General features: G+C 50.3%; 17 protein-coding genes. 4 read left to right on the forward strand and 13 right to left on the reverse strand.

Going from position 1 to position 17,655, the window contains the following annotated elements:
• Nucleotide 1: 1 nt before the first annotated feature.
• On the reverse strand, nucleotides 2–541 hold the full coding sequence (gene mobI, locus O1721_RS24095) for a conjugative transfer protein MobI(A/C) (RefSeq protein ID WP_001447712.1): 540 nt from the start codon (nucleotides 539–541) through the stop codon (nucleotides 2–4).
• Nucleotides 542–1,039: 498 nt separating this feature from the next.
• Between mobI and O1721_RS24100 the strand changes: the two genes are divergently transcribed.
• From O1721_RS24100 to O1721_RS24110, 3 genes are read left to right on the forward strand one after another with little or no spacing between them, the layout of a single operon-like run.
• On the forward strand, nucleotides 1,040–2,023 hold the full coding sequence (locus tag O1721_RS24100; RefSeq protein ID WP_000077457.1) for a ParM/StbA family protein: 984 nt from the start codon (nucleotides 1,040–1,042) through the stop codon (nucleotides 2,021–2,023).
• Between the two features lie 16 nt (nucleotides 2,024–2,039).
• The gene (locus O1721_RS24105) at nucleotides 2,040–2,333 is read left to right on the forward strand and encodes a hypothetical protein (protein WP_000919078.1); all 294 of its coding nucleotides are present in this window, start codon (nucleotides 2,040–2,042) and stop codon (nucleotides 2,331–2,333) included.
• A 1-nt stretch (nucleotide 2,334) separates the two neighbouring features.
• Complete coding sequence (locus O1721_RS24110; protein WP_000651490.1) at nucleotides 2,335–2,754, forward strand: H-NS family histone-like protein; 420 nt, start codon at nucleotides 2,335–2,337, stop codon at nucleotides 2,752–2,754.
• Between the two features lie 59 nt (nucleotides 2,755–2,813).
• On the opposite strand, the gene O1721_RS24115 is transcribed toward O1721_RS24110, so the two are convergent.
• From O1721_RS24115 to O1721_RS24130, 4 genes are read right to left on the reverse strand one after another with little or no spacing between them, the layout of a single operon-like run.
• Nucleotides 2,814–3,365, reverse strand: a complete 552-nt coding sequence (locus O1721_RS24115) for a FlhC family transcriptional regulator (protein WP_479953918.1) — start codon at nucleotides 3,363–3,365, stop codon at nucleotides 2,814–2,816.
• On the reverse strand, nucleotides 3,362–3,970 hold the full coding sequence (locus tag O1721_RS24120; protein ID WP_000891157.1) for a hypothetical protein: 609 nt from the start codon (nucleotides 3,968–3,970) through the stop codon (nucleotides 3,362–3,364). Before O1721_RS24120 ends, O1721_RS24115 begins: the two co-directional genes overlap by 4 nt.
• 10 nt (nucleotides 3,971–3,980) lie before the next feature.
• Nucleotides 3,981–4,514: a transglycosylase SLT domain-containing protein gene (locus tag O1721_RS24125; RefSeq protein WP_000790610.1), complete on the reverse strand. Its 534-nt coding sequence runs from the start codon at nucleotides 4,512–4,514 to the stop codon at nucleotides 3,981–3,983.
• On the reverse strand, nucleotides 4,514–4,786 hold the full coding sequence (locus tag O1721_RS24130; protein ID WP_000356489.1) for a helix-turn-helix domain-containing protein: 273 nt from the start codon (nucleotides 4,784–4,786) through the stop codon (nucleotides 4,514–4,516). The genes O1721_RS24125 and O1721_RS24130 overlap by 1 nt, the downstream gene beginning before the upstream one ends.
• Nucleotides 4,787–5,501: 715 nt before the next feature.
• On the opposite strand from O1721_RS24130, the gene O1721_RS24135 reads away from it, so the two are divergent.
• Nucleotides 5,502–5,864 carry a hypothetical protein gene (locus tag O1721_RS24135; RefSeq protein ID WP_000683483.1) on the forward strand — a complete coding sequence of 121 codons (363 nt, stop codon included), beginning with the start codon at nucleotides 5,502–5,504 and terminating at the stop codon, nucleotides 5,862–5,864.
• 37 nt (nucleotides 5,865–5,901) lie between these two features.
• On the opposite strand, the gene O1721_RS24140 is transcribed toward O1721_RS24135, so the two are convergent.
• The 8 genes from O1721_RS24140 to O1721_RS24175 all read right to left on the reverse strand — a co-directional run bounded on the left by O1721_RS24140 (nucleotide 5,902) and on the right by O1721_RS24175 (nucleotide 17,655).
• Nucleotides 5,902–9,516 carry a conjugal transfer protein TraG N-terminal domain-containing protein gene (locus O1721_RS24140; protein WP_000534551.1) on the reverse strand — a complete coding sequence of 1,205 codons (3,615 nt, stop codon included), beginning with the start codon at nucleotides 9,514–9,516 and terminating at the stop codon, nucleotides 5,902–5,904.
• A gap of 12 nt (nucleotides 9,517–9,528) precedes the next feature.
• Nucleotides 9,529–10,962: a conjugal transfer protein TraH gene (locus O1721_RS24145; RefSeq protein ID WP_000256129.1), complete on the reverse strand. Its 1,434-nt coding sequence runs from the start codon at nucleotides 10,960–10,962 to the stop codon at nucleotides 9,529–9,531.
• A 1-nt stretch (nucleotide 10,963) separates the two neighbouring features.
• Nucleotides 10,964–12,004: a conjugal transfer protein TraF gene (traF, locus tag O1721_RS24150; RefSeq protein ID WP_001326396.1), complete on the reverse strand. Its 1,041-nt coding sequence runs from the start codon at nucleotides 12,002–12,004 to the stop codon at nucleotides 10,964–10,966.
• 110 nt (nucleotides 12,005–12,114) lie between these two features.
• The gene (locus tag O1721_RS24155) at nucleotides 12,115–13,626 is read right to left on the reverse strand and encodes a UvrD-helicase domain-containing protein (RefSeq protein ID WP_000811656.1); all 1,512 of its coding nucleotides are present in this window, start codon (nucleotides 13,624–13,626) and stop codon (nucleotides 12,115–12,117) included.
• Nucleotides 13,627–13,912: 286 nt separating this feature from the next.
• Complete coding sequence (locus O1721_RS24160) at nucleotides 13,913–14,953, reverse strand: DNA-binding protein (RefSeq protein WP_000101568.1); 1,041 nt, start codon at nucleotides 14,951–14,953, stop codon at nucleotides 13,913–13,915.
• Nucleotides 14,954–15,105: 152 nt separating this feature from the next.
• A complete protein-coding gene (locus O1721_RS24165) occupies nucleotides 15,106–15,981 on the reverse strand; it encodes a DNA replication terminus site-binding protein (RefSeq protein WP_001097010.1) in 876 nt (291 codons plus the stop codon).
• Between the two features lie 316 nt (nucleotides 15,982–16,297).
• Complete coding sequence (locus O1721_RS24170; RefSeq protein WP_000139717.1) at nucleotides 16,298–16,789, reverse strand: hypothetical protein; 492 nt, start codon at nucleotides 16,787–16,789, stop codon at nucleotides 16,298–16,300.
• Nucleotides 16,786–17,655, reverse strand: a complete 870-nt coding sequence (locus tag O1721_RS24175) for a 3'-5' exonuclease (protein ID WP_000997323.1) — start codon at nucleotides 17,653–17,655, stop codon at nucleotides 16,786–16,788. The genes O1721_RS24170 and O1721_RS24175 overlap by 4 nt, the downstream gene beginning before the upstream one ends.

Raw genomic sequence — 17,655 nt, forward strand, 5'->3', positions numbered from 1 at the left:
GTCACACCTCGTCGCTATGTGTCTTGTTTAGCTGGCGCTCGTACTCGTTTAGCGCCCGGCGAATTTTTGCTAAGGCAGTGGCGCGTTGTCTTAACACGGCATACCTGGTTTCAACTTGCTGGATCAACTCTTGTGCCCAGACAGGCTCTTTCTTGAAGTGCGACATGCTGTAGGCATGACCGCGACCCTTCTTGATATGTGTCGATAGAACCCTTTTCTTTTGTCCGGGAACTTGTTCGACAAATCTGTTGCGATACCACTCTGCAACGAGTGATACGCCTAGAATGCGAACCCGTGTACCGACACGCCCTTGTTCGTCCTCTGACGCTTCTTCACGCGCTGATTTGTGCGCGTTCCAGTACATGTCCGCTTCCTGCTGCGCCTCGACAGCAAGAACCGCTAAGGCGTGATCCAGTTTGCTCCGTACCTCTGCAACAAACTCTCGTCCCTCTGCCTCTAGCAGATCCTCTGTTATCTCGGATCGTTCTTCTTCGAGCTTCGGATCTAGCAGATCTAGCCATCGCTCTGTTGGTAGACTCACCTCAATACCCTCCCAATTCCTATCCAATTCCTATCCACATAACTATCTATCTGGAATTTAAAGCTGATTATTCCAATACTGGAATCTAGTTCTGTCACTAGGCTAACCCATCTTTGGAATTTGTCAAATTTCCCTCTATCTATCTGGAATCTTGATGCTCTTATTCTTTCACAGCCTCTTTAAATATGAATCTATATGTAAAGATTCCAGATATATTGGATATGGCATCAAAGATTCCAAATGCCTCTTTACCACCGTCTCTCGATGCTGGAGGGCAAGCGGTTCTCGATGCGAGGGTAAGGTCTGTTTATCTGAGCCTATCCGTGCAGCGTTCCCATAGGTTCCCTTACTCAACGATCAAAAAGCCACCGAAAAGCAACCTATATGCCCCTTTTGGGCAATTACACAGGCCATCTGTCCCCGCTTTTAGCCTTATTCTCTATCCAACACGCGGCAAGCAATCGAAAAGCAATCTAAAAGCAATCTTTGGAGGATTTCATGAGTCAATTTGTTCTGGGTTTGGATATTGGTTACTCCAACCTGAAAATGGCAATGGGGTATAAAGGTGAGGAAGCTCGCACAGTCGTCATGCCGGTGGGGGCAGGTCCATTGGAACTGATGCCACAACAGTTAACTGGCGGTGCAGGGACCTGCATTCAGGTTGTGATTGATGGAGAGAAATGGGTTGCAGGCGTCGAGCCTGACCGATTGCAAGGATGGGAGCGTGAGCTTCACGGCGACTATCCTTCGACCAATCCATACAAGGCTCTTTTCTACGCTGCACTCCTGATGTCCGAGCAGAAGGAGATCGATGTGCTGGTGACTGGCCTGCCTGTTAGTCAGTACATGGACGTAGAGCGCAGAGAGGCGTTGAAAGCTCGGCTTGAGGGCGAACACCAGATCACGCCAAAACGATCGGTAGCGGTTAAGTCTGTCGTGGTTGTACCTCAACCTGCCGGTGCTTACATGGATGTTGTAAGTTCAACCAAAGATGAAGACCTCCTGGAGATTATCCAGGGAGGAAAAACCGTTGTAATTGACCCTGGGTTCTTTTCTGTAGACTGGGTAGCTCTTGAAGAGGGAGAGGTCCGCTATCACTCATCTGGCACCAGCCTCAAGGCGATGTCGGTGTTGCTACAGGAAACGGACCGGCTAATTCAGGAAGACCACGGCGGTGCCCCTGGCATCGAAAAGATCGAGAAAGCTATTCGTGCCGGTAAGGCCGAAATCTTCCTCTACGGTGAAAAGGTATCGATCAAAGACTACTTCAAGAAAGCCTCAACCAAAGTCGCTCAAAACGCCTTGATCCCTATGCGGAAGTCAATGCGTGAGGACGGGATGGATGCTGACGTAGTTCTGCTGGCTGGCGGCGGTGCCGAGGCTTACCAAGATGCGGCCAAGGAGCTTTTCCCTAAGAGCAGGATCGTACTGCCCAACGAATCCGTGGCATCCAATGCCAGGGGCTTCTGGTTCTGCGGCTGATAGATAGGAGGTCGTTGTGGCTGGTAGCAAATGGGATGGAAAAATATCTAATCTGAACATATCGGAGCAAGCCTTTCCGGAGCTCTATCGTGAACTGTCCCAGATGCAGCATAAGGCGCGTAGTGATCGGCTCCGCGCCCTTGCTCTATTGGGTCTTTATTCTCTTCGATTTTCTGGCAACATTGGGTCTTTTGAGCAACAGAGTTCAGAGAGTCAACCTGCACAGCATCAAAATTCGCCAGTGCAGACTGACGCAAAACTGAACTCTCAACGTGATTCACTTAAAGGAAAACTGATGGGCTCCGTATGACATGAAAGACCACGAGGAGTTCTCTACGCTATCAGCGGCTGAACGTAGAGAGTTAATAATCGCAGAGTTAAAGCGTAAAAGCCGCATTCGCACCCTGTTGCGAGGACTCCCGTTAGATGAAGTTCGGGAGATCATTGACAGAATGAAGGGCGTTCTCAATGAACTGGAGGAAGAGTACAAAAAGCGAGAAGAAGAAGAAAAAGAAAAGCGAGCTCAGGCTGAGCGAATAATGAGCGACATGGAATCCTGCGGTGTGGACATCGGCTTGCTCAACGAAATGTTCACGAGCAGATCAGAACCTGATAATGCTAAATATTCAAAAGACGGAGTTTCGTGGAGTGGGCAAGGACGTCGCCCGGATGCTTTCAAGGGGTTGGGAGCTGTCGAGCTGGAGCGCTACCGTATCCCACAGAAGAAGTAAAAAAATGAGCGCCGCAAAGTTTGGGCGCTCATCTTCTGGTCCGAAATGTCATAGTCTACTCAAGCACACTCTTTCTCCCCACCACCATGCCTTCCTTGTTCTTTGCAGAACGGACATTCAACGCAGGTTCTTTGATTAACAGAGGTGAAGTACGTACACTTGCAGTTGTCGCACACCTCCAGCATTGCGTCCCCACTTCTCAGCTCCGAAGCAAGACACCAGGCATCAGTAATATCAAACGGAGCCCACCGAGCACCTTTCATTCCGGGCACTTCTTTGCGGATTGCGTGATACATTCTAAATGCCTTGTTCAAGGCTTTGATGTTCACAGACCGCAACACGGCTTCTCCACCAATGTTGAAGTAGAGCTGCATTAGAAGAGAGGCCTGTATCTTGGATGTGTGACTATGAATCAGTGTCGCACCACCCTGGAAAGTTCTGGATTTTCGTTCCAGAGTATATCCGTCCCTCTCCAGATCCTGGTAAAGCCGTCTGACCTGTTTGTAGGTCAGGCCAGTCTCGATCATGATGATTTTTGTGATGTACCCAGCAAGGGCCATGTGTCGAGCTGTAACCCAGCGACCCAATGTACCAGAGTTGCCAATGTTCATCTCCACCTCCCACGTCCCTGTAGAGACTGTTGCAGTTTTTTCAATACCGGGTGTGTTAACTCTTCCCGGCTGTCATCGAGAATTTCTTCAATGATGCTCGGAGCAAAACGAAGCGTAAAATGCGTAACCGTTGTTCCAGACATGTGGCGCAACTGGCTGTCTGTTGCCTTAGCCACCAGCTCCGCAAGCTCTCTCGAAACCCCGAAAACTTCCTTTGCCATCTCCGGGTCTCTCGATGCGACGCGGTTAAATAGCAACCAGTAGGCAGCATCAAATTCATCAACACTATGGTTGATAAAAACTACAGGGTCGTAGTCGCCAGAGAGTCGCGTGATGATGTTCTGCTCTGCTGTTTCGAGTTTGAAAGAGATCAACACGCCAGAGGCCAGAGCTTCCAATTGGGAAGGTGTTGCCAGTGACAGCTTTTGAACGGTGTCCATGCCCAAAGAAAATTGTGAGGCCGCATCATCTGGACGTTCTTTTGCCAGAGTGGATAGCAGGTTCCACAATGTCAGATCGAACTCGTAGACGTTTCTATCAGCTTCTTCTTGATCGAGGTTGACGGCTCTTGCATCCCACGCACCAATAATATCCAGTTCCAACATTCCGCCCCCCTCACAAATCACGAAGGTTGCGATAGATAGCCAAGACTCGGCTACCATAGTTTCTGGCTCGGATTTCGTCTTCCCAGGCGTGATAGCGGCCAACGCCAAGCTCCAAGTCATTTGGAGATGACTGAATGGCTTCTGATAGCACCTCTGCCCCAACCATGACGTTGGTCTCTGGGTCGAGAAGATCTGCTGGAGAAGAAACTCTATGACCATTCCACCGGATGCTCACTTGCATAAACCCGACATCAATGGCACGACCGTACTGCTGCTGAAACTCAGCGAGCTTAGCCTTTGCCTGATCTTCCGACTTAGCATAGAAAGGAAGCCCAGGAACGCGAAGCGTCCAAGGCCAAGGACTTATAGAGCCATTACCTCTCCCTGATGCAGATTCGGCCAATGCGACCGAATACACTAGAAGAGGGTCGAGGTTATATGCTTTCGCTGCTTTGTCGAAGATGGTTCCGCTCAGGTCAATAGCATTCGCTGTTGATGAAAGGAGAGCCGCAGACAGAACTAGCGCCTTGGCTTTGTTCTTCATCAGCTTGCCTCCTTATGTCTGAGGGGTATTTCGTGTTCTTCGTCGTACCGCTCCGGCCAAATCTCAGACGGCTTCACACCCAAAGCTGTAGCTATCTCATGTTCCCAGCGTGGACTGGGCTTATAGAGTGCCGTAGACACCACCTGCCGAGATGTTTTGTGTTTTCTGCCCAATGCGGCCAGAGAAAGCCCCTGGATCTTGAGTTTGTACTTGATCCACTCACGTTTCTTCTCTGGGTCGCTTGGGATGTCTATCAATTGGCATTTATCCATTGTTTGCCACCCTTTAAACTGCGTTGTTAGCCATACAAAAAGTGCGTTATTCGATGAACGCTTTTAGAGTTCTTCTATTGTCACAAACTGACACATTTTGCGCCTTTATAAGCCCAAATAATGATGCTGTCAACAATAAAAAACCTTTAAAAACATACACTTAACTTTGTACCGACGGAACAAAGTTACAATACTTTTAGTAATCAATGGGATACGGATATTTTTGCGATAGCAATGGAAAGTGCGCCAAAAGAATGGCGGAAATAGCGCACGGGGAGTGCGGTATTTTGTGATATTAAATAGCGTTTAGGTATAAGTGATTTTAGGGATACAGCGAGGGCTGAAATTGCGAATACAGCAGGAGCTGAGGAGGGCAGGGAAGGCAAAGGCGCATCCCGACCACACAAGGATGATGGTGTTTACAGAAAGAGATATTTGAGAAAGAGAACTCTGCGGTGTTGCAGATGGGGACCAAAGCGTTAGCAATGGCCTATTCCATAGTGTATGCGATTTGTTTGACATGTTCAACTATGTAATGCTTTGTCAATAAACGCCTTGTTCCGTAAGGGCAAACTTTCACATGTGAAAGTTTGAGGGCAAATTCTAATCGAAGAAGTTGCCAATGGAATGGTTGTTTAGCAAAAAATAGTCAAATTTTCACAGTTGCATTTTTTGATGCCGTGGTAAACTGGAGGTAAAGAGTAAGGGGGTTGATATGAAACATGTGGTCAATATTCTTCTGCTGGGAATGGTGCTTCTGGGAATAGCCATGATGGCTGACACACCTTGGGGACTTGGTGTGGCGCTGGCTCCCTTCGGCGTTTGGGGTGCTCGTTTCCTATTTCTGGTTCACAAAAGCCTTTGGGCTGCTGTTATCTTTTGGGGAGGGATCGCTTACTTCCAGTGGCAAGTTGCTTTGGTTGTCGGGGCTCTGTTTGGACTAACGTGCTTTATCCGCGTTGCGCGGTCAGCATATAAAGAGGCACCACCTACCCGGCGCAGAAAAAAACAAACTGGTGGGTTTCAAGATTCCTATGATTTTGACCAGCGCTTCCATATTGGAGCTGGAGACGAATAAGGGGGCCTGCTGGCCCCCTTATTATTTGGTTGGTCTTTTAGAACCTTTGATTTGCTATGTTGTACCCCCTGACGGCAGTCAAATAGCTACCTGAACGGTCTCCAGCTTCCGTCGAGTTCTGCAATACGTTTACCAGCTTGTCCGTAAACTCTTCGTTTTGCTGAGAAAGAACAGGCTGACCTCCTTGCATCATCGGTGAGCCATCCGGGTTACGTTCTGCATACTCCATTTTCAGATTCTGAACAGCCTGGTTCATGCGACCTTCGTTTGTGTCAAACGATTCGGCATAAACAGCGGCTTGGGATTCAGTCAGCCCATAACGGCTTTGAGCGATAGACTGCATCGTTTCTTTGAACTCATCACCGTACTGGTTCATAAACTGCTGCGCGGCTCCACCACCAGCTTCTGCGGCAGAGGATAGCGCTGCTGCATAGAACGCGCCGCGTTCCTCAATGCTCATCCCTTTAGCGGCTTCCGATAGATCAGATTTACCAGTTAACCACTCCTTCGCTGCATCATAGCCGCTTGCAGCAGCTCCCATGACGTTGCGGCCAAGTTTAGCCATACCGACCATCGCATCACCGGCCCAGCCAAACTCCTCTTGCACGGCCTGGTCGCCGCGTTGAGTGGCCGCGATGAATTGGTCGCGTTGTTCAGGTGTCATCGTTCTCATTTGATCCATCGCTCTTGAGAACGCATCAGCGCCAGCTTGACCACCAGCAATGAGAGCTCCACCTGCTTGTTCAGCTCTGCGGCCCATCCAATCACTGGAGTTGTCCCACGCTCCCCACGCCGAAGCGCTCCAAGACATTTCCGGAAGCGAGTTCATAAGGTTATCTTGGGCTTTTTTCAGTTCAGGAGCAGATACATTTCGCTCTGTTTGCTGTGCTTGGTTATGAAGAGCTGACGTACCGGCTGCATGTTCATTTTGAACAAGGGGGCTATTCGTTGGTAACTGCCCAGCTTCTGATGCCGGATTAGTTCCAGCCATCCCAGCCACATTCTCCCGGAATCCGGTTGGGATGTTAGGTCCACTGCCTACAGCCCCTTGAACCTGACCTGGTAGGCCTTGAACATTCGGGCCTTCAATGCCGTTATTTCCGTAAGCATCACCACTAAATGCTCCGTTGCGACCGGACGCGGTATTGATCGCCTGTAGTGCGGCTTGATACCCGCCAAGCTCCTTACCCTGTTCGTAATTTTTGGAGTTGGTCATTGCTGTCATTCGCGCTGCTGCCTGGGCCACTTGAGGAGACATTCCGTAGGCTTGGTATCTTTGCTGTAGTGAAGCCGCCTCGTCTTTAACCGATTGCGGCGCGGCATTTCGGAAATAGTCATTCAGTTGGTTCATGGCCGCAGGGGTTTGTGCTACTGCACCACCGAGAGTTTTAAAGTCGGTATTAGTCATGGAGCCCATTTGGTTTTGGAGCTGACTCATTGTTGTGAAGGTGTCCGATGCAGACACCAGTTCCGAAGCGGACTTGGATAGGTTCTGGGATAAGCTATCGCCCCAGGTTTGCTTGAATGACTCGCTTCCAGAACGGCTGAAACCCTGCGCTAATTGATTTGTCAACGCCTGGCTATCGGTTTGCGAATAGCTCACACCCTTCATGAACTGGGACACATCACTCGCTGACCAGCTTGAAGAGTCTTGAGTTGATGACTCTGTTGCTCCCTTCGCTTGCGCTTTGATGTCCAGGACATCACTGCCGCCGCCTGATTCGCCATTACCACCAGCAGGAACTAGGGCTGTACTGTTTGATTTCACACCAGCAGCGGCCTTCATTGCTGCCCTGGCCTTGCCAACCATAGGCATAAGCATGGACGCAGCTTCGTCAACATCGAGTGTGCCCATAGCCTGCATGGCAAAAGCACCTTTGACAGCATCAGAGTGGCTATCATCCACCTGGAACTTATCCATGAAGTTCTTGGCTTGCTGGTTGATCAATTGGCTTTGAGCTGTGTTTTGCGACGAAACGTTGCGCCCGACATTGGAGAGTCTTGAATAGGCTTGATCCTGACTTACTCCATCAGAAAAACCTCGACCAAGAGTGCTTTGGAAAGCCTCCGATTTCTGACTTTGTAATGCCTGTGCGGAGCTCACGCCTGATGCTAAGGTGGAGCCAAGCGAGAAGGTACTGATCATGCTTTCTGCGCCGTTTGCAATCGCACCACTGAACTGGTTGTGATTGTACGCTGGCTGACTTTGCATAACCGGACCTTGCTTGAGTAGATCTGGCGTTTGCATCTTTTCGTCAACGTGGTCAGAACCACTTATTCTCGATGCCAAGCTGGTGAAGGCGTAGGTGCTACCTGTGACGATAAACAGGGAAATCACCGGAGTGGCCGCAGCCAACATGCCGCCGGTTGCAATCCAGTGTTGCAGAACATCTCCAGTTGAGGAAAGAGCGTACATGGAGTTGAGACCACCAGCACTGAGGCTAGACATCTCATTTGACGCGGCGGTATGAACAAACAGGTTTATAATTGAGAGGACTGGCATCCATAGCTGAATCCAGAGGATGGTTTGTACATATTTCCCGGCTAACTGGAGGCCGAAGCTGCCCATCACGATAATAAAAGCAATGATCGGGGTTATAGCATAAATAAAGCCTTCAAAGAACGTCAGCATTGGTCGGACGACGGTCATGAACATCGACTGCTCTGCGGCCCACTGTGTGTTCCGTTGCTGAATAGCCTGGTTGACCATCAATGCAGAGCCATAATCCTGGAGGTCCTGATAACGTCCTGCTGCGGCTTCATAATAGAGGGGCTCCAGAACGGCGGCTTTCAGATAGTCGATTGATGACGTAGTTGTGGCACCCATCGCTTGAAGCGAATCGGTCAGCTTCGTTAGAGCGTTGTCTCCAGTTGACGTGTCAATACCCAGTAGGCTGTTAAGAGCATCAACAACAACCGGGCTGCTTAGGTTGGCGGTTGCAGTGCTAATAGCCACCCATCCGTCAGTACATGTGTAGTCAGCGCCGTCAGGGTTTGCTGTAGACAAATACAACCTAGTTCCGTAGAGCTGTGAGTTGAATCGCAAAGCTGAGTCAGTTGAACGGTTCATCAACTCATCAAGGGACATTAGGTTGAGATCGACTTTGGTTAACGTGCATTCCCGAATGTAATTGTTCCAGGAACGCCTCACGTCAACATAGCCGCCTCCATTTGCTGAGTTAAGCGCAGTAAAAACTCCTGTGTCATAGGCTCGCCGTCTGACGTCATTCAACAGTTTCAGTGTTTCGGAAAAGTGGCTTTCCGTGACATTGGGTACGATTACCCCATATCCAGTTTCAAACAAATTGGTGATGGTGTATCCCACGTTGGATATGACACCTCCAGCAAAGCCTACCCCAATAGGGACATTGGCGACGACTCGAACCTGCCCTGTATAAGCGTCCTCGATAGTCACAGTTGTGGTTGGGCCGAAGAAACAGGCATATAGAATCCAACCTACCAGCACTTGCTGGAGGTTGATTTGCTTTGCGCCCTGAAAGACGGACTGAATACAGATCATCAAGACCCCAAGAAGCAGGCCAATACTGACCATCTTCTCGAAATCCCCGGTGCCGGTGATCATTGATACTGCAATCAGGATTTGCTCCAGAAAAGCAGAGTCACCGATAGAGTGGATTGAAAAAGATCCCATTCCAATAGCTCCTTAGTTCGTGCTAGGAGGATTGGACAAAGTTGCCAGCATGTATTTTTGCTTGCGGATGTTGTCCAGTAGGTTGTTGTATTTCTCAATTTGGCTTGCCAGATCGCCGTATTGAGAGGACAGGATTGTGTATTCAGCACGGATTTGCTGTTGCGATTGCGCGAGAAGCTCTAGTGCCTCTTTCTTGTAGGGTGATTTGCTGTTAGCCATCGCAATGCGAGCTGCGCGGAAGAACTCTTCCGAGAAGCTATACATCATGGTCAGGGCTATCGCTCCTGATGACTCTGTTGCGAACAGGTTAGCGCCGTCCTGTGAAAGGACAGACAAGTTACGAACAATGGTGCCAATCCCTCCGGGGAGGTTAGAAACAAAGGCCTTTTCTGGGTCGGTTAAGGTTCCAGAGTTCGTTGCGTATTTGTAGATCACACCAGGTGTAGAGCTTGTTCCTAACAGCATATCGGTGATCTGGTTCTTGATACCTTTGAGCACGACAGTTTTATTGCTGGAGCCAGCACTCAGGCAGTTGGTCGTATCAGAATCACAGGAATAGATCTCAACAGAACCGCCTGAAATCAGGTCTGACAAGGTGATCTTGTTACCTGGTAGGGTCGTCAGAGGGGTTGTTTTCGCACCAGTGCCGGTTGAGTTCGGGTCGTTTACCAGATCACCAATGATGACTGTGCCGGTTAAAGACATGATCGCTTCAAGAAGGGTGTTATCCCCGTACTGGAACCAGGTGTTGGCGTTGTTGCTCTTGAGTTGCTTCCAGACGATGTTGCCAATCATCTTGTTGTATTCGTCAGGTTTGTTGGCTTTCAGTTCTTCCAGAGGACTCTTGCCGCTGGTTTCCTGCTTGGACCCGAAGAAGTCTTCATACAGGCCGGAAGTTGTCGCGGTTATAGAAGCATCAGTTTTGTGTTTAAGGTCCATGCCGCTGGTTAGGTCGTTCACGAAACCTTGAGCGAGCTGGCAGGAGTTGCCCAGATGTTGGTTGAGCGCTTGCACTTTCTTCTGGAAGTTCTCTATCCACTTCGCTCCGTCCGGGAAAACGTTATCGAGCGCAAGCTGGAAGGCATAGCCCTTGGCGTTGGCTGCTACAGCCCGAAGGAGTTGGACAATTTGATCCGCGTTAATGAAGGAAAGCGAACCGCCGAACAGATCTACACCACCGCAACCAGCTTTCCATGATGGAGGGGCAAAGCTCACCAGGTTCTCGTCGAAGATTCGTGTCTTTGCAGTGAACCGGCCACCAGCTAAAACGCCACGTCGTTGGCTTTCATAAACCCCAGGTGGTGTTGTGTTGCTCATTTCATTGAAGAGTTTGTCCATCTGTGATTGGAGGCCGTTAGCGGCTATCGCCCCTGTCGGTGCCATGACGAGACTGGCCGCCACACTCAGGGCAAGCAGGCTCCTTTTTAATGTCTTGTGCGTGACCATCTTAGTTCTCCTGTAATTTGTCCCGGATGTACTTCATGAGTTGTTCCGGTGGCACAAAGTTGTCTTTATCGCCGCTCGCTTGAGATAGTTGTTTGAGGTCAGAGCCCAGCTCTGGTGAGGCCAAGCGTTCGGCTATGTTGTTTTCTAGGTTGAGTACCGGACGTGTACGGTTAAACTCTTCGTCTGTGACCCAACCATTGCGTTTTGCTGCGACCAAAATCCTGTGATTCAGCTCAGGAAGAGACATTGGCCCTTGTCCTATAGGAGCGAACTGACCGTCTGGAGATGCGAGGTAAACAGCAGGGAAAGTTACGATACCAAGTTGTTTGGCATGGCCTTCATCGGTTTTGTAATGGGGGAAAAGCCCACTGGGGAGTGGTTTGCCGTCCATAGATACAGGAATGATCGAGAATCCTTCTCCTTGTTCCAACATCTTGATGAGCGGTGCTTGCAAGTCACTGTAGTCATCGTCGGACTTGTAGAAGAAGAATATCCCTACGCGTTCGGCTACGCTTTTGAGTAGCATGTTTTTGGCGTTACCAGCGTCACGATCAACTTGTTGTGAGGCAAACGTGGCAGCAGGACGTCGAGTAATTTCATCCAAGAAAGGATCACCTACGACCGCCAGCTCTGTAGCATCGGAAAATTGTTCAGAGCGATCTATCGCAAATCGTTGCAAGTAGAGAAACGTCCTGACGTTTTCAACGGTAGGATTGTTCCAAGCAAGGTCTTTGTACTTGGGTAAGTTTTCCCGGAACCATTCCGCTGAGAACATTTCTGGGCCGCTCGGAAGCGGAGCAGCAGGCTTAGGCTGTGTAGGCTTCGCTTCTGCCACAGGCTTTGGTTTGGGCTTTTCGGGTTTTTTCTCTGGTTCTTTGGGCTCTTCCTTGTACCAGAACCAACCCTCTTCCTTTCGCTCATAAAAACCAGGTCTTGTGCCATCTTGAGCCCAAGCCTGGTGTGATGCCCCCAGCGTGAGCGCTGCAAGGAGCAGTAAATTCAAAGGTGATTTTTTCATAGTCTCACGCACGTATTTTCCCATGCTCGATATGGTAGAGGTGGGAGGCGTGAAATTAGGCAGGTGTAAGCGCCCATTTAGGGCGCTTAGAGCGTTTTATTTGTCAACTTTCACATGTGAAAGAATTGACCAAACTATTTGGTCGTGTCCTCTTCAACTTCTGTCGCTTCTGCGGCCATCTTCATCTGCTTCTCGACCATGCGTTTTTGGGTGATGTAGCGGATAACCATCTCGACAGCGCTGTTCAACGCAAGGATTCGCATCGCTCTGGTGGATGCAACGTAGAGCAGGTTTATTTCATCGTCACGGGCCATTGGGTCGAGCTCTGGGTCCAGGACATCCGGAAAGTCGTCATAGAGCTGAACAAAGTCCCACTCCAACCCTTTGCACCGATGAGCTGTTGAGACCGTAATGTCAGCCCCAAACTCTTCTTTGACTGTATTGCGTCGTAGAGTGGTGAGTCGTTCAGGGATTTCATCGTAGCTGTTGATGATCTTGACAGCCCTCATCATCTCAGGGTCTTTGGTCGCCTTCGCTACTTCTTGATACTCGAAGTAGTCTTCATACTCATCAAGCAGTTTCTTATTCTTTACCCGGTCTGGCTCTGCCATCGAAAACCAGTACAAATCCTGGAGCTCATTGATCTGGTAAGCGTCGATTCCACCGACCCAGAATACCTGCGCTCCGGATTCGGTCGCAGAGAGCGCCGTCTCTATAACCCCCATGACGGTTCGGTGAAGTATTGCGCGGTGGCCCACGTCACCTGGTAAAAACATGAGTACCTGATCTGCTGGTCCCCGGCCAACAACAGGTCGTGTTTCACCTTTGAGTTCAAGAAGGGCGTTTGCCACCAGCGAAACGTTGGGGCCAAAGCGGAAGCTATGAGTGAGATAGAGTTGGTCGGCGTTCATGAGCTCTTTGCTATCAAGGGCGTTGTTTGCGCCTCTGAACCTATAGATCTGCTGGTGGCGATCTCCAACCAGGATTACCTTGCAGTTCTGCTGTAGGACGATGCTACTTGTTACGGGGTTAGCGTCTTGTGCCTCATCAAAAAGAATGGTGGTGTACCGGCGAGACAGATTCGGCATCCCGAGCTGATACTGTTTGAGGTAGCAATCGTGTACGGTCGGGAACGGATCTTGAACGTTTGTCATCCGTTTCCATATGAGCTCAGCACCTTCGACCACCTGGATTTGGTATCTCTCCTGTTTGGACGTAAGCACTTTACCCGTATCGGCGCGAGCAAAATGCGTATAAAGAATCCGCATGTCTGCACTACACATAAAGGCGTTGAGCGTATCGAGAATATCTTTGGCAAACGTCCAGTTCTTGGTATTCACCGCTTGGGCAATATCGGTGAGCCTTAGGTTGCCGGAGAGTTTGTGCTGGTAGCCCCTTCCTATAGTGGCGTAGGCAAGCTGGTGGGACGTTTTGCAGTCTACGTTTGCAGGAAACTTTTCTCTTGCCTCGTCGCGGATAGCCCTGTTGTATGCCAAGTAGAGGATACGTGAATCGAGGTTGTTGTGGGCGTACTTCACCAGTGTCGTGGTTTTACCCGTTCCAGCGTAGGCCTTAACGACAAGGCGAGGCCCTTTGTACTGAGTGATCAGTGATTGTTCTGGTGTGTCAGGAGGAAGTTGTTTCATGAGGCCCCCTACGACAAACACATCTGGAGAGTGATGCGCTTCTTTTGTGTCGAGAGGAACGTACTGATCCGCTTTTCTTCTCGGGGGAGGGATACTTCACAATCCAGATCTGTCCACCAGTCTGGGGCTTTACCTTGAGCCACCTCCGTAACCCAACTATGGAGACGGTGTAACCAGCGATAGTCGCCAATAGATGAGGTGGCTAGTGTCATAGCCTCCTCAATCTTGGTTTGAAGAGCCGCAGCTCTGTGTCGCCACTCTTCTGAATATTTAGCCTTTCGCGCCATCAGTTTTCCTCTTTCTTTTTCCCTCCCTTACCAGCTTTAGCGAGCTCTTGCTCCAACCCAGAAATTTTGGTCAGTGCATCATTGAGTCTTTGTTCGAGGCTCTTGGCCTGCTGGTCTTTTTCCTGCAACTGACCAGCCATCATGCCTTTGTCTTGAACAAGAGCGCGAGCTTCTGCTTCGGCGCTGGATAATTTGGCGTCCAGCTTTTCTACCTCTCCAGATAGGCGCTGGCACTCTCGTTCAGCGGATTCGCCATGAGCTTTGGCTGTGGCAAGGGAGTCCTGTGATTGGGCCAGTTTGGCCTGTACATTTTCGAGCTGCTCTTTCAACGATGTTTTTTGTTCCTGAGCGGCCCGGAGCTTTTCTGTCTGCTCTATACTCTTGCCTTTTTGCTCCTCCAACTCACCCTCTGTAGTTGCCAATTTTTGGCTCAAAGAGCGATTTTCGCTTTTAGCTTGCTCCAGGTGATCCTGTGCTCGGGTCAGATCTGCGGCTTTCGCCTCCAGCTTGCCCTCCAACTCAACGATCCGCTTTTCCAGCTTATCAATGTCAGCCAGTGAGCGTTCTAGCTCCGCAGACTTGAGGGATAGCGAGTTTTCTGCCTTACCAAGGGCCGCATCGAGCTCTGATTTTTTGTTGGTGAGAGCTTCAAGTTGTTCTTCCAGTAGCTCAGCCCGTTCGGTGGCATCATTTGCCATGTCCACGGCTTGCTGCATATCTTCCTGGTACTCAATTTCTTTCTGTCGTAGCAGTTCACGCTCGCGCTCAAGCTGTTCATCGGCGCTTGCTTTGGCTACCGTATAGATCTTCTGTAGGAAGAGCTCAGCATCGCTCATAACCGATTCTGGAAGGACTACCTCTACCAGCTCTTCATCGAGGGAGTGTTCCTCTGACCACTGTTTGAGATACGTTGAAATGGTGGTAAAGCTCCCCTTGCCAATGATGTCTCTGATAGCGATGACCGTTGGGCGTTTACCGGCGTCCTTGAGCTTTTGGGCCGCAGCCGCTACATCGTCAAACTCAACCAATTTTCTTGCCATGAGAACGTTCCTTTTAATTTGTAATGTTTACGATAATTACGATAATACGGTAATTATCATAATTATATATCATGCTGCTGTCGATTGGAATTGTTTGTGTGGGACAAAGCCCTTCCGGCTGCGGAAAAGCCTTGTTACGCGGTCACGCTGATTCATCCAGGGAAGGATTCGATAGTGACTCCACCGAAGGTGCCAAGGATTTCCGATGCCGCTTTATCAGATCGAGTTTTGCGTTGTTCTGAGGCGTCAAAGTTACGAAGCAATTTGAGCTGAACATCCTTATCCTGGAGCACGATCAGGGGCATTGGCGCGGTAACGGTTTTGAGTACCCCTGCGGCCATGACGTTTGCCACCGGTTGAACCTTTACTTCCCTTCGCTCCCGGAGATAAGGCTCCGGGGTGCTGGCGATCTTCTGGATAAGCTGCTCCAGGGGAAGTTGATAGTCTGGCCCAGATCGCTCCAGCTCCTCTCTGATGCGTTGCAAAAGCTCCTCTTTTACGGGCTTCTTCAAGGAGTCCTTCCGTTGCCAGGTGAAGCGGATAGAGTCGATGTCGCCATTGGTATAGCACCGAATTTGTCTGTAAAGGTGGAGAGTCATGACACCAGGGCAGTCCGCTCGAAGTGCTTCAAACCTCTCTTGCCTGGTGGGGTACGTCGAGATAATGAACTCCTCGATACCAGCTTTGGCCGCGTTGATGCGTTCAACCGTCGCCGCAATTTCGTCAGCTACACCAATCCTGGAAGGGGAGAACCAGAGTACCCCCACGGTGCGCCTGGCAGACTTCTGCGAATAGTCTGGGTTGATGTGAAGATCTCTGTAGCTGTGCGCTGCCAGCTCAAGAGCTTCGCGCCCAGTTTGTTCAGTTACGACAATCTTGTTGACGGGCTCGTTCTCCATTCCTTTTCCGGTAGGAGGGATGGCCGCAACTTTTGCGTACCGTGGCGGTAGTCGTTTGATAAGAGAGGACAGGTTCGTTAAGTCGCGGCACATGGCCGAGAATTGTTCTGATATGAAGTTTTTAGCCATGCTGCCGCCTATGTGTGGGTTTGTTCTAACAGTTCATTGGTTACATAGTAGACAGATTTAGACCATCATGCAATGAGGGGGAGGGGCAAGAATACGCCTCCGCTTCGCGTCGGCGGGTGCCCTGTTTGACCTTCGTGTGTGAGATTAGATTGAGAAAGAGAGAGAAAAAGAGAGAAAGAAGAAAAGCGCGGGGCAAGCCAGAAATGTGGCTGAGGGGGACTGCTGGGGTGGGGCTGGCACCCTCTATACCCCACTTTGCATGATGGTCTAACTTTGTGGTTATAGGACGACTTTTAGGGTGCCTAGATTTGCTCGATTAGGACAAATTTCGGTCCATCCACGCTGATTGGCGTAGCAGCGCGATGGCATCAGAAGGGGTAACTTTCCATGCGTTGGAAAGCTGGCGAACTGCGAAGACTGCGAGCTCCATTCGGTCGTCATCATTGATGAAATTCTGGAGCTGGTTTCCTCGCTCACTAAGGATGATCGCAACACCGGCCTTGCCGTTGTTGTAAACCGCAAAGCTCTTATTCTTCGCGTCGCCGTGATAGGAACCCTCAGCCTTGCTACGCAAACCAAAGAGAACGCTGCAAAACGCCGTCAGTTCGCCGCGAGTGAGCTGCACCGTGATCTTGCTTTTCCAGTCTGGGCTGGACCCCGATGCCCTGATCGGCGCAATCTCGATGCTGACCGTAGGATATTCACCTCTGGTTAGCGTGTGTTGCACATTCAGGCCGGTGCGTTTCGCGGGGTCCTTCTGCCAGTCTGAGAAAAATTTGAGGCTTTCGCCGTAGGATTGTTCTGTCATTCCAAATTACCTTTGCTTTGAAGCTCCTGGAGCTGGACCACGAGGTCACGTTGGACTTTGGCTATCTCTGTCACCAAGTCGGCGGTGGCAATAGCGTCGGTCGCTGCTGAATGGGCTCGACCTTTCCAGCTCACACCTGCCTCGCAGGTGGCATCCGCAAGTGAGATTGTGCCGTGCCGGTTGGTTGAGCCAAAGGCATCAGCCGCCAGCTTCATCGCGCACAGACAGTTCTGCTCTTGCCACCAAGAGAGTTGGTCTCCAAATGCACTGGCTGTTTGCCTCAACATCCTACTGTCGAAACTGGAGTTAAATATCACCAGATGACGGCCCGACAAAAGCCGGGCGAGAGCTGGCGCAACTTGAGTCCACGTAGGCTCATTCGACAGCTCAGTCTCGGTGATGCCATGAACACCCATTGCCTGAGGGTCTATTTCCACGGTTGGCCGTAATCTGGTGCAGAGGAGAACCGCGCCTCTGATGTCAGTAACAGCCAGCTCGATCACCTGGTCTCTTTCACCAAGTCCGGTCGTCTCGGTATCGAGAACCAGAGGTTCCAGAGCGACCCACCTTTGTGCCATGACAGAGGCCTTTGCCAGGTTGCTACGCATTCTTGCCTTGACCGAAAGGATGGATTGCGCCCTTATTTGCTTTTGTGATGCCGGTGAACAACCCCTTCTCCGCATTGGTTGGCAATCTGCTATCCGGTACACTCCAAATTGGCCACCATACCCGTTTTTGTAGAACGAAACTGGCTCTACTCCTGGCTTAGGCTTCATCCGAAATTCGTCCCTGAGCCGTCCTTTTGAAAAGCACCTATCGGCTTTCATGGCTTCGGCTCTGGCAAGTTCGAGTTCTTCATCATTCAT

The organism is Enterobacter cloacae complex sp. HYC033_NIDB (assembly GCF_056673335.1).